A 12,368-nucleotide genomic window follows, 5' to 3' on the forward strand; every position below is an offset into this window, starting at 1 on the left:
TTTGCCGTATAAAAGAGGAGGTGAAAGATATGTATATAAATATAGAAGAACCCACTCGAAGGATTTCCCCTGATGCGGTCCGTGTTTGGCGGTTGTCCAACTTCATAATGGAAGCCATCGTGTTTCTGGTAATTTGCGTGCTTCTTTTTGCCGGCAATCATTTCGGCTGGTGGCAATGGGTCACTTGGCTTTTATGGGGAGCAATCGGAATTTCTTTGCTTTCTTCCTTCTACTCGGTATGGTTTGAGCCCGCATGGCTGCAAAAAACCTGGCGCTACGAAATCGATGAAGAGTATATTCAATTGCAGTACGGGCGATTCAACACGCACCATACCTTAATCCCTATGGCCAAAGTGGAATACGTAACGACCAACCAAGGGCCGTTCCTGAGAAAATACGATTTGTATGACCTGACAATCGGAACCGTCACTTCTTCCCACAAAATTCCGGCCATCCCGAAAGAACAGGCGCTTGCCCTTCGCGCGCAAATCGGAGTTCTGGCAAAAATCAAAGACAGCGATGAAGAAATGGATGTGGCTCCATGATGGAAGCCGAAAAACAGCAATTCCATTTTAGCTGGCCGTTATTTCAACTCGTTTCTTTGGTGAAAGGGAGCATTTTCGTCATTTTTTATCTATTTATCCTGAAAGCCGGCAGCAACTCGGCTTTTATCCTGACGCTGAAAGGCTTGTTTATCGCTTTTCTGGTTTTTTCCGTCATTAAGATTTTTTTGAATTGGGTATACACCCGCTATGAAATTTCCGAAACCACCGTTACGTTATACCTTGGAATTTTCGTCAAAAATCAGCGCAATGTCGAGCTAAAGCGGATTCAAAACGTCCAGCAGACCACCAACTTTTTGCATCGCATGTTAAAACTGACGTCGCTGACGCTTGAAACCGGTACAACTGGAGAAGATGCCGCTGTAAAATTTCCGGTATTGTCCCATGCGGAAGCCGACCGGATCAAAGGGCTTGTTGAAGAAGCAAAACGGGTGCATGCAGAACCGCCTAACTCGGTAGCTGAAGAAGAGGCCATTGCCCCGCCACCGCTTCCTGAACGCAAGGTTCACTTCACAGCAGGCACTAAAGATTTAGTGAAGGCCGCCTTTACGTCTTTAAGCATGTTCGCTATTTTCCCGATTCTCTTTTCGCTGTATTTTCAATTCGATGATTTTTTCAACCTGGATGAAACATCCCAGTCTGTTTTCGCTTTTTTTGCATCCCGGCTTTGGCTGCTTGTCCCTGTTCTCGCAGCAGCCCTCCTGCTTTCAGCGGTCATCGGATTTGTCACCACGTACTCCAAATACGGAAAATTCGTCATTTCCGCTGATGAGCAACGGATTTATATCCGCAAAGGCGTTTTTACGGAAACCCAATTCTCGATCCGAAAAGACAAAGTCCAGGCCATTAAAATTGAACAGCCTTTTTTGAAACGCCTTCTCGGAATGGCAGAAGTGAAGCTGGTTAGTGCCGGAAGCGTCGGGGACGATGATGCAGAAATCAATTCCCTTTTCCCGTTCCTCCCTGTGAAAGAAGCTTATCGCCTTGTGGAGGAGCTGCTGCCGCAGTATCAGATTGCCGGTTCGATGGAAGCCTTGCCAAAAAGCGTTTTATGGCTTCGGCTCCTGCGCCCTTACTATTTCTGGATTGCCGCAACAGTCGCTCTTGCCGTTTTTAAAACAGAATGGCTTTGGCTGTCGGCTCCGATTTTAGTGATTTTCATCGTTGCCCGATTCCTGGAGTACCGCTATACGCGCTATAGTTTAACGGAACGGTTTATCCAGATTCGGACAGGTGCATTTTCAGCAAATACCTTATTGACAAAGCGGGTAAAAGTACAGGAAATCCAGGTCACGCACAGTTGGCTGCAGCGGAAGTTCGGCGTTTCGAGCCTTCACTTCCACAACCGCAGCAAACCTCTTCTTGCCACTGAACTGAAAGACGTTCCACGTGAAACAGGCGCAAAGTTTTATGGTTGGTTCAAAGACCGTACACATTTCGTGAAATAACCCGCAAAAAAGGGACTGCCTCATAAGTCGACTAATAGACTTATGGGGCAGTCCTTTGCTTCTCGCAAAGGAGTTGTTCCAAATTACTTTTGGGACAACTCCTTTATCATTTTGCTGATCGAATGCGCATCCGCCATAGTTCTTCCGCGGTGCCTGAACCGAACAGCACACCCAAGGCAATGACGACAAAACCAACCATGTGGTGATACGTGATGGTTTCTCCAAGAAACCAGGCTGAACCAAGCAGGGCAAAAAAAGTGTTCAAATTAATGAAAATAGCTGCTTTGGAAGGCCCCACTTCGCCAATGGCATGATTGTAGAGCATGTGGCCGAGTGCGGTGGCGATAATCCCAGATCCAATAAGAATCGCCCAAAACTTAGGTTCCATCTCGGCAAAACGCCTCCATTCGCCCGGCTCCTGGAGGAGACTGATGATGAAAATGCCGATTGACCCAAAAACGAACATATACGCCGTCAAAAGGCGCGGATCCAAAGTTTTCGAAGCTTTGCTGATAACCATGAAGCTTAATACTTGAGCCACAATGGCCAGCAATATGTATAAATCGCCAGCCGAACCGGCACTCGTTTCCGCATTTCCGGCCAGCACCGTGGCAGTGACACCCGCAAACCCCAGAACAAAGCCAAGCCACTGCCATTTCGATGGGCTGAGCTTCAACAGAAGCAGACTGAAGACAGCGGTCATGATAGGGCTTGTTCCGATAATGAGTCCTGAATTTGTTCCGCTCGTCAATGAAATGCCGATTGAAATCAAGTAGTGATGAGCCACCACGTTGAGTGCAGCAGCTATCATTACCAACGGCCATTCTCCTTTAGCCGGTTTGCGGATCATTTTAAAGACAGCCAGGATGGTAAAGACCGTCACTCCTGCTAAAAAGATCCGCAGCGATGTCATTGTCACCGGACCCATCTGCGAAGTCAGGTATTTCATGGCCGGTACGTTCATTCCCCATGCAAACATAATCATGACGAGCAGTATGTATAATCTGAAATGGTTCATGTACGCATCCCCCGGTCTCTCTTTTTTTTGCATTATACCCCCTTTCTTCTTCCATAAAAACGGACCGGCAAAAGAGCACTTCCCTCGCTGGTCCACTTTTTTAAAACAACTGCGCTGTGATGTTTTCCGCGCAGCAGGTACTTCTAACGGTTTATTCAGAAATGTTTTTTCTAAAGCCGTAAAAAGGACGATACCCCTGCAATTCGTAATACGAGCTGGACGTACTGCTTGTCAGTAATTCAATACGGGTTTTCGGATAGAGCGTGTGGGCATACACAAGAAGTTCTTTGCCTACACCGTTTCCACGCAGTTTTTCATCCACAATCAACTCTGCAACGTACAAGGTGACATGCCCATCCGTCAGGCCGCGCAGGCAGCCCACCACCACTTCATCCTTTTCTGCAATAAAAGCGGCGTTGGAATGGCCCCAGGCCTGTTTCGTGTCTTCTTGCTTTTCTACCAGGTTGCTCCACTCTTCTGCTTTATTCAGTTCATGGATTGCCGGGAAATCGCGTTCTTCGTATGGACGGATGGTGATCGAGTTTTTCATTTCCAAGACGGGCTCTTCCTTTCCTTGATCAAGCATCTTCGCTTTCTTTTAAGCGGAGCTCTGCTTGAGCCGGTTCCTCTGCTTCATCGAATAACACGGATGTAAAAAATGTCAGGATGCCTATGAGCAGACCCGCCCCGAACAAAATCCCCCCGATCATCATGAAACTGGCCGTGTACGTCTCGATGACCATATAATAAATTTCAGAATCGCTTCCTTCCATCTGCCGCATCAACCAAGAATTTCCTCTGGCTATACCGAAAGGGGCACTCGTAAAAATCAAAATCAAACCGGCAAGCATCAATAATAAGACAAGCCAAGTCAATCCTTTTACATGCTTTGCCATCACTCCAGCCTCCTTTCTGCCACTGCTCTTCCGGCTACTCTTCCTGAAAACAGGCAGCCGCCGAGGAATGTCCCTTCAAGCGACCGGTAGCCGTGGACGCCTCCGCCGCCAAACCCGCTTACTTCCCCCGCCGCATACAGGCCGGGAATCGGCTGCCCGGCATCGTTCAAAACACGGGCTGACAAGTCCGTCTGCAGACCGCCGAGCGTCTTTCGGCTGACAATATTCAACCGCACGGCAATCAGCGGACCGTTTGCAGGGTCCAGAATTTTATGCGGCTTCGCCACCCGGATCAATTTGTCGCCGATGTATTTGCGGGCACCCCGCAGTGCAGTCACCTGCAGGTCTTTTCCGAATTTATTGGTCAGCTGAAGGTCGCGTGCTGTAATCTGGCGGCGGATGTGTTCGGCGTCCAGCAGCGCTTCGCCGGTCAGCCGGTTCATTCCGCCGACCAGATCTTCCACATTATCAGCAATGATAAAGTCCTCGCCTTTGTCCATAAATGCCTGCACCGGCGCTGTGGCACCCGGACGGATCCGCTCCAGCACCTGCCGAATGCTTTTGCCGGTGAGGTCCGGGTTTTGTTCGGAACCCGACAGCGCAAATTCTTTCTCGATGATCTTTTGCGTCAAAATGAACCACGAATAGCTGTAGCCCGTTTTCTGGATTGCTTCCAATGTGCCGAGCGTATCAAATCCCGGGAAATTCGGCGCCGGAAATCGGTCGCCCCTGGCGTCCAGCCAGATTGACGATGGTCCGGGCAAAATTCGGATGCCGTGTTTGCTCCAGACCGGATTCCAATTTTTGATGCCTTCCGTGTAATGCCACATGCGGTCGCGGTTAACGATGCGCCCTCCGGTATTTTCCGTGATGGCGAGCATCCGGCCGTCAACATGCGCCGGCACTCCGGACAGCATTTCTTGCGGCGCTTTTCCCAGCCTTTCCGGCCAGTTTTTCCGGATCAGCTCATGGTTGCCGCCAATGCCGCCGCTTGTGACAACGACCGATGCCGCTTCATGGGAGAATTCTCCGATTTTCCCACGGGAACTCGCTTCACCGCGCTGGGCATCGCTCGGAGCGAGCAACGAACCAAACACTCCCGTTACAGCAGAGCCGCTTGTCAGCAGCCCGTCCACTTGATGGCGGGGGCGGTATTCCACCACCCCCGCCTTTATGTACTCCCGCAGCTTTCGCTCAAACGGCTCGACGATTCCAGGGCCCGTTCCCCATACGATATGAAAGCGGGGAACCGAGTTGCCGTGCCCTTCTGCCAGATAGCCGCCGCGTTCTGCCCAGCCGACCACCGGGAAAAATTTCACGCCCATATCGGCTAGCCATGCCCGCTTTTCACCGGAGGCGAAATCGACATAAGCCTCGGCCCATTTCCTCCCCCAGAAATCTTCATCTTCTTCTCTATCAAAACCGGCTGCCCCGAGCCAGTCCTGCCAGGCCAGCTCTTTGGAATCCTTGATGCCAAGGCGCCGCTGTTCCGGTGAATCGACCAAAAACAAGCCGCCAAATGACCACCACGCCTGCCCGCCGAGCGATGCTTCCGGTTCCTGATCGAGCAACAGCACTTTCTTTCCGCTGTCCGCAATTTCCGTCGCGGCCACTAATCCTGCAAGCCCTGCCCCTATTACGATTGCATCGTACTTCATTCCGCCATCCCCTTTGTTTCCACGTCTTCTTCTCTATTTCCATCGTAGCAGAAGCGTTTAGGAGATTATAGCTATTTTTTAGTATTTTCTGATAACATAAGTGAATAAGCAAAATACTGTTAAAGATGGGGGGAATCCAGAGAGTATGAATAGCCAGGCTCCTAAAAAGCCCGCTCCCGTTATGCTTCGGTTCAAGGCTTTCCTGTTTGATTACATTCTAATTTTTATTTATTTGATTCTGTTGCTTGTCATTAACGTATTGATCTTCCCTTCCTTACAAGAACTCTTCAACGGCTCTTTAGCAGTTGCCCAGTTTTCCGGCTTTTTGATGGTTACCTTGCCGGTTTCCCTTTACTTTATTGTCAGTGATTCAACGCTTTTCGGACAGTCTTTCGGCAAAAAGAAGATGGGCATCCAGGTAGTTGACCAGAACGGCAAGCCGCTTTCTGCTTTCCGCTCGGTTTTTCGGACGGCCTTGAAATTTCTGCCTTGGGAACTGTCCCATTATCTCGTTTACCGGCTGGTCTATTTAGGGGATGCACCGGTGCCGATCCGCTACTCGGTTATTGGAGGAATCATTTATGCCCTGATGTTCGCTTATCTCCTGACGGCTTTGTTCACACGGCACAAACAGTCTTTATACGATCTTATTGCCGGGGCGGCGGTCATCCGATCGGCTAGGAAATAAAAACAGCGGAAGCGTCCAGACTCTTATTGCTTATGCCCAACTAGCCTGTGGTTATGCCCAATTCCGGCCTTTTAACGCCCAAGTTTCCGGTGAATACGCCCAACTTATTCCGCTTTATGCCCATCTCCCCAAATATCAACATAAAAAGCGGCCAGGAATCGTCTTGGCGCCATTCCGGGCCGCTCTTTTTTCATTCCATATGCTTGCGTTGAAATTCGGCAATGCTTTCATATTCTTCTTTCAACAGACGCGATAACCGGATATATATCGGCACCAGTTCTCTGTAGGTTTTGCTTGCCGTTGCGTCCGGATGATGAGTATGAGTTTCGCCGATCATGTCAGAGACGACGCTGAAGTCTTCAATTTCACCCAGTGCATACATGCCGAGCACGACCGCCCCCAAGCAAGAACTCTCGAAGTTTTCCGGCACGGTGACCGGTTTATCGAAGACGTCTGCCATCAACTGACACCACATATCCGAGCGCGCAAATCCGCCAGACGCCTGGATGCGCAACGGCTCGCCTGCCAGTTCTTCAACTGCGAGCAGGACCGTATACAAATTGAAGACAATGCCTTCCAGCACGGCACGGATCATGTGCTGTTTTTGATGATGGATGCTCAGGCCGAAAAAGGAGCCCCGGGCGTTGGCGTCCCACAGCGGCGCCCGTTCACCGGTCAAAAAGGGATGAAACAGCAGCCCGTCCGAACCGGCATTTACGGTGGAAGCGATTTGAGTTAATACGTCATAAGAATCGATTCCCAGCCGCTTGGCGGTTTCCACTTCCGAAGACGCAAACTCATCCCGCAGCCAGCGCAGGACGATGCCTCCGTTATTGACCGGCCCGCCGACGACCCAGTGATTTTCCGTCAAAGCATAACAGAACGTCCGCCCTTTCGGATCGGTTTTCGGTTTGGGCGACACGGTGCGGATCGCCCCGCTGGTGCCGATCGTCACGGCTATAACGCCTTGCTCAATTGCCCCTACGCCCAGGTTTGCCAAAACGCCGTCACTGGCCCCAACGACAAATGGCACATCTTCCCGAATTCCCATGAATGCGGCATATTCCAGCTTTACTCCTGCCATCTGATATGTCGTCGGCACAAGACGCGACAAATGGCCGGCTTCCACTCCGGCAACTTCAAGAGCGCCTTCATCCCAATCGACGTTCTCCAAATTGAATAATCCGGTGGCAGAAGCAAGCGAATGGTCGATGACGTATTCTCCGAATAATTTATGGAAAATAAATTCTTTGATGCCGATAAATTTCTCGGCTTGGCCAAAAATAGCCGGTTCCTCTTCCTTTAGCCACACCAATTTGGACAGCGGCGACATGGCATGAATCGGTGTGCCTGTCCGAAGGTAGACGGCATGCCCGTCCTTTTCTTCCTTAATCTTTTTTGCCTGCTTGGCACTGCGGGTATCTGCCCAAGTGATGCTCTGGGTCAACAGCTTCCCCTCTTTTCCGACCGCCATCAAACTGTGCATGGCTGCACTGAAAGCCACCAGCTTCAACGCATGCGCAGGAATGCCGCTTTTGCGGATCACTTCTTTTACCGAATTAAGGACTGCACGGAAAATCTCTTCCGGATCCTGTTCGGCCACAATCTGGTTCGGCGTATGGAGCGGATAGAAAACCGTTTCGCTTCCTTTTACTGTCCCGCCCCTATCGAAGAGCACTGCTTTCGTTGAAGTTGTTCCTATGTCGACGCCAAGGTAATAGGATTTTTCGGGCACCCGGTTCCCTCCCTCTCTGGATGTTTCCATGAAGTTTAAATTCGTTCCATTACCTTTCTTCACCCAACGGCCGATTCCTCTTTTTCTTCGCAGTGCCTGGCATCCACACAATTCAGGCGCAATTGAAAAAGCAGCTGCACATGGGGCAGCCGCTCCTTCCAGTTCACTCTTCTTTGTTTTTCAACGGAATCCAAATTTCCGAATAGGAATCCGGCTGGTACGCATTTTCATGCGGATACACCTCCAGCTCCGGTGTGCCTGCGGGTTCGTAAGGGTTGGAAGGAAACCATTCGGTGAAAATCTTTTTCCAGGCGTCCTGCATGGCATCGGGCATCGGGCCATGCACTTCAAACACGCCCCATTTGGATGCCGGAATCTCCATCTCTTCGAATTCTTCTGTCGCGCTGTCTGTCTCAGCTGCAATCCAATAGTCCATGTGGGTGCCTTCTCCTGCAACGCAGACACCCAACACTCCTTCAATCTCTCCACGGTTCAGTTCAAACAGCTTTTCATCCAAGCCGCTGGCGTTGGTTTCCTGCCACATTTGCGGAATGCCCCGCATGTTTTCATCGTTCAAAGTTGAAAATGTCCGCTTGAAGCCCACCACTTTAAAGCTGCCTCTTTTCACGACTTTGTACTTCATCGGTTCTGCTCCTCTCAGTTTCACCTGGATCACCAGGCGGTTATAGGATTTCAGCCCTCCCAGATTTCTTCGGGCTTCGCTTGGCGTAATGCCGTGCTGCCGCCGAAAAGCCTTGGCGAACGCTTCCGGAGTGTCGTAGCCATATTTGTAGGCGATATCGATGATCTTGTTGTCCGTAGCCGACAATTCATGGGCCGCCAAGGTCAAACGCCTTCCCCGCAGATATTCCCCGACCGTCATATCGGTCAAAATCGCAAATGTCCGCTGAAAATGAAACACCGAAGCATTTGCCCGCTTTGCGATTTGTTCGATAGCCAGCGGCTCCTCTAAATGGTCTTCCATATAGTCGATTGCCTGCTGCAGCGATTCCACCCATCCCATATCGCTCACTCCTTATTTATATTTTATTCCTGCTGAGGAGCTTGTTCCTGTCAATAAATGCTCACTTCAGACAGGCCTGCGTAATGGTTGCAGATTCCTTCCGCCTCGTTCATACTTTTATCATAATGTGTGATTTTTCAAAAAACTACTTTAATTGGAGGTCAAACGATATGGAACACTTGCAAGACACCACCACTTTGCATAATGGCGTGAAAATGCCCTGGTTCGGTCTGGGGCTATCCGGGGCTGAAGACGGCGACGAAGTGGCGAATGCGGTTAAAACCGCCATCGTCCATGGCTATCGAAGCTTCGATACCGCTGCCCTGTATGGCAATGAAAAAGGAGTCGGCCGAGGGATCCGCGAAGGGCTTCAAGCAACCGGCCTCTCGCGCGAAGATTTGTTCATCACTTCAAAGGTCTGGAATTCGGACCTTGGCTATGAATCAGCGCTTGCCGCTTATCAAACGAGCCTCAAGAATACCGGTTTGGATTATCTGGACTTGTATTTGATCCATTGGCCGGTCGAAGGCAAATTTAAAGACGGCTGGCGCGCGCTAGAGACTTTGTATAAGGAAGGCCGCGTCAAAGCGATCGGCGTCAGCAATTTCCACATCCATCACTTGGAAGAACTGCTGAAAGATGCTGAGATTAAACCGATGGTCAACCAGGTCGAATACCATCCGCTTCTGACACAAAAAGAGCTTCACGAATTCTGCAAATCTCACAGCATCCAGCTGGAAGCCTGGTCCCCGCTCATGCAAGGCAAACTGCTCGAGGAGCCGCTGCTCGTGGAAATTGCTTCGAAGCTTGAAAAAACCGTGGCGCAAGTCATCCTTCGCTGGGACCTGCAAAACGGCGTCGTCACCATTCCTAAATCGGCCAAAGAATTCCGCATCGTTCAGAACTCTCAAATTTTCGATTTCGAACTCACGGAAGAGGATATGGAGCGCATTTCCGCGTTGAATGAAAACAAACGGAGCGGAGCCGATCCGGATAATTTCAATTTCTAAACGAAAACCGCTGCCGGCAAAAGCAGCGGTTTTCTGATTCAAATAATCGGAAAGCAGCTGAAGTCCCGTAAACAGCAAGATTCCAGCTGATCTACAGTACAGAAATTAGTAGAGTAATTGCGATAAATAAAATAACGCCCATAAGACCGTCCGCTTTAAAGCGCTTTGGCAGCCAGTTAACATAATCGATGGTGCCGCCCATTTGGCCGGTTGCCTTCCCTGCAAATATTCCCCGACCGCCATATCGTCCAAAATCGCCAACGTGCACTGAAAATGAAACACCGAAACATTTTCCTGTTTGCTCGATAGCCAGTGGCTCTTTCATATAGTCGATTGCCTGCTACAGCCATTCCACCCACTCCGTATCACTCGCCCCTCACTTGTAGTTTATCCCTTTTATAGTAATCTTATCCTGTCGGTTTATACTTTATAGGACAGCTTTTCATCAGGTATATTGATTCATTTTTAAGTTTCCGCTTTCTCCTTAGAATTCACTTTGAAGATTTAGCCGGAGGCAAATGCAGAACTGAATAAGGAACATATAACTGCTCTTCAGCAATTTTTAAGGGATTTTTTAATGAATTCTACTAAATTAGCGGAAAGTGCTGTCAGTTCAAAAGGCATAATTCAGACAACAACTGTCGGAAATTGATTTTTTAAAATGATTTAAACAATCAAAATATTTTATATACAAAAAAATCATTCTGTTATATGCTATCAAAAATACAAACAGCTTAAAAAAAAGAAAGCGATAAAGGCGGCTTATTCTACTAATCAAATGGCCTTCCGAGTATCTTATTTCTCTAAGCACCCCAGCTGTCTGTATTGATTATGTTCGGCGGAAATAAAACAAAATTCAAAGGGGAATAAGAAAGATGGCAAATGATTTATTCAGAAAAACAACAATTCAGGAATTAAAAATTACTGCCGAAAAAAGAAGCGGGCTTTCTAAGGAATTAGGAGCTTTTGATTTAACAATGTTGGGAATTGGCGCCATCATTGGTACCGGTATATTCGTTTTGACAGGAACAGGGGCTTTGACAGCTGGGCCGGCGCTAACCATTTCTTTTATCATTGCCGGACTAGCCTGTTTTTTTGCCGCTTTGTCCTATGCGGAATTTGCATCTACAGTGCCAATTTCAGGTTCTGTCTATACTTACACATATGTGACGCTTGGAGAGCTTATCGCTTTTATCATCGGGTGGGATTTAATACTTGAGTATTTACTGGCAGTGAGTGCCGTTTCAGTAGGCTGGTCCGGGTATTTCCAATCGCTGCTCGGCGGATTTGGGATTAATTTGCCTGCCGCCCTCACTGCAGCTCCCGGAGCTGTAGAGGGAACTACCACATTCTTTAATCTTCCGGCCTTCATCATCGTCATGCTTATTACTACATTGCTTTCAATCGGCGTCAAAGAATCCAAGCGGGTAAATAATGTGATGGTAATTATCAAAGTATCCGTAGTTTTACTCTTTATCGCTGTAGCTGTTGTATACGTAAAACCAGAAAATTGGCAGCCGTTTACACCGTTTGGTTTTGACGGAGTCTTTGCAGCCGCCGCCTTAGTGTTTTTTGCTTTTATCGGCTTTGATGCTGTTGCCTCTGCTGCCGAAGAAACACGAAATCCGAAAAGGGATCTGCCGCGCGGAATTATCTTCTCGCTTATGATTTGTACGCTTCTTTACGTTATCGTATCTGCTATTATGACCGGAGTTGTTCCTTTTGCACAATTCTCACAGGCTATCGATCATCCTGTATCTCTTGTTCTTCAATTGTCCGGACAAAATTGGGTGGCTGGAATCATTGATCTAGGGGCTATACTTGGCATGACGACTGTAATGCTTGTTATGCTTTATGGCCAGACTAGAGTTATGTTCGCTATGTCCAGAGATGGCTTGATGCCTAAATTTTTCTCTAAAGTAAGCATGAAAACCCATACGCCTTATTTGGCAACCTGGTTTTTTGGCATCGTTGCCGCTTTGCTGGGCGGTTTGATGCGATTGGATGAACTTGCGAAACTTGTAAACATCGGAACTTTGTCGGCATTTATCCTGATATCAGTTGCCGTTATTGTGCTGCGGGTAAAACAACCGGACCTGCCGCGAGCTTTCCGCTGCCCGGCCGTTCCGCTAATACCTTCATTGGCCATTTTGTTCTGCGGCTTCTTGATTTTCCAGTTAGGCAGCGCCACCATGATTCGATTTGTTATTTGGATGGCAATCGGATTGGTCATTTACTTCGTCTATTCCCGGAAACATTCAAATTTAAATGACCGCCCTTAAAATTGGTTACACCTGCAAGAAGCCCGCCTCTCTCATTGAGCGGGCC

The 12,368-nt window shown here is 48.8% G+C and carries 12 protein-coding genes; 5 read left to right on the forward strand and 7 right to left on the reverse strand.

From position 1 onward, the window contains the following. Window positions 1-29: 29 nt before the first annotated feature. Both QWY22_RS18785 and QWY22_RS18790 read left to right on the forward strand, forming a co-directional pair. Complete coding sequence (locus QWY22_RS18785; RefSeq protein WP_300982308.1) at window positions 30-545, forward strand: PH domain-containing protein; 516 nt, start codon at window positions 30-32, stop codon at window positions 543-545. Further along, the gene (locus QWY22_RS18790; protein WP_300982309.1) at window positions 542-2,011 is read left to right on the forward strand and encodes a PH domain-containing protein; all 1,470 of its coding nucleotides are present in this window, start codon (window positions 542-544) and stop codon (window positions 2,009-2,011) included. The genes QWY22_RS18785 and QWY22_RS18790 overlap by 4 nt, the downstream gene beginning before the upstream one ends. Before the next feature lie 106 nt (window positions 2,012-2,117). Here the strand turns inward: QWY22_RS18790 and QWY22_RS18795 are convergent, their stop codons facing one another. The 4 genes from QWY22_RS18795 to QWY22_RS18810 all read right to left on the reverse strand — a co-directional run bounded on the left by QWY22_RS18795 (window position 2,118) and on the right by QWY22_RS18810 (window position 5,583). Then, complete coding sequence (locus tag QWY22_RS18795; protein WP_300982310.1) at window positions 2,118-3,029, reverse strand: DMT family transporter; 912 nt, start codon at window positions 3,027-3,029, stop codon at window positions 2,118-2,120. Between the two features lie 151 nt (window positions 3,030-3,180). Continuing rightward, entirely contained in the window at window positions 3,181-3,579 is a 399-nt protein-coding gene (locus tag QWY22_RS18800) for a GNAT family N-acetyltransferase (protein WP_300984435.1), read from the reverse strand. A gap of 28 nt (window positions 3,580-3,607) precedes the next feature. After that, complete coding sequence (locus QWY22_RS18805) at window positions 3,608-3,925, reverse strand: hypothetical protein (protein ID WP_300982311.1); 318 nt, start codon at window positions 3,923-3,925, stop codon at window positions 3,608-3,610. Beyond that, entirely contained in the window at window positions 3,925-5,583 is a 1,659-nt protein-coding gene (locus QWY22_RS18810) for an FAD-binding dehydrogenase (protein WP_300982312.1), read from the reverse strand. The genes QWY22_RS18805 and QWY22_RS18810 overlap by 1 nt, the downstream gene beginning before the upstream one ends. A 145-nt stretch (window positions 5,584-5,728) precedes the next feature. On the opposite strand from QWY22_RS18810, the gene QWY22_RS18815 reads away from it, so the two are divergent. Continuing rightward, window positions 5,729-6,271 (forward strand): RDD family protein, encoded by a 543-nt coding sequence (locus tag QWY22_RS18815; protein ID WP_300982313.1) that lies wholly within the window; start codon window positions 5,729-5,731, stop codon window positions 6,269-6,271. Between the two features lie 190 nt (window positions 6,272-6,461). On the opposite strand, the gene gntK is transcribed toward QWY22_RS18815, so the two are convergent. After that, window positions 6,462-8,006 carry a gluconokinase gene (gntK, locus tag QWY22_RS18820; protein ID WP_300982314.1) on the reverse strand — a complete coding sequence of 515 codons (1,545 nt, stop codon included), beginning with the start codon at window positions 8,004-8,006 and terminating at the stop codon, window positions 6,462-6,464. A gap of 163 nt (window positions 8,007-8,169) precedes the next feature. Then, a complete protein-coding gene (locus tag QWY22_RS18825) occupies window positions 8,170-9,030 on the reverse strand; it encodes an AraC family transcriptional regulator (RefSeq protein ID WP_300982315.1) in 861 nt (286 codons plus the stop codon). A gap of 170 nt (window positions 9,031-9,200) precedes the next feature. Between QWY22_RS18825 and QWY22_RS18830 the strand changes: the two genes are divergently transcribed. Beyond that, window positions 9,201-10,040, forward strand: coding sequence for an aldo/keto reductase (locus QWY22_RS18830; RefSeq protein ID WP_300982316.1), 840 nt, complete (start codon window positions 9,201-9,203; stop codon window positions 10,038-10,040). Window positions 10,041-10,131: 91 nt separating this feature from the next. Here the strand turns inward: QWY22_RS18830 and QWY22_RS18835 are convergent, their stop codons facing one another. Continuing rightward, window positions 10,132-10,365: a hypothetical protein gene (locus QWY22_RS18835; protein ID WP_300982317.1), complete on the reverse strand. Its 234-nt coding sequence runs from the start codon at window positions 10,363-10,365 to the stop codon at window positions 10,132-10,134. 550 nt (window positions 10,366-10,915) lie between these two features. On the opposite strand from QWY22_RS18835, the gene bcaP reads away from it, so the two are divergent. Further along, the gene (gene bcaP, locus QWY22_RS18840) at window positions 10,916-12,322 is read left to right on the forward strand and encodes a branched-chain amino acid transporter BcaP (RefSeq protein ID WP_300982318.1); all 1,407 of its coding nucleotides are present in this window, start codon (window positions 10,916-10,918) and stop codon (window positions 12,320-12,322) included. The last annotated feature ends 46 nt before the right edge of the window (window positions 12,323-12,368 follow it).

The sequence above is a fragment of the Planococcus liqunii genome, assembly GCF_030413595.1.
In the GTDB taxonomy this organism is placed as follows: Bacteria; Bacillota; Bacilli; order Bacillales_A; family Planococcaceae; genus Planococcus; species Planococcus liqunii.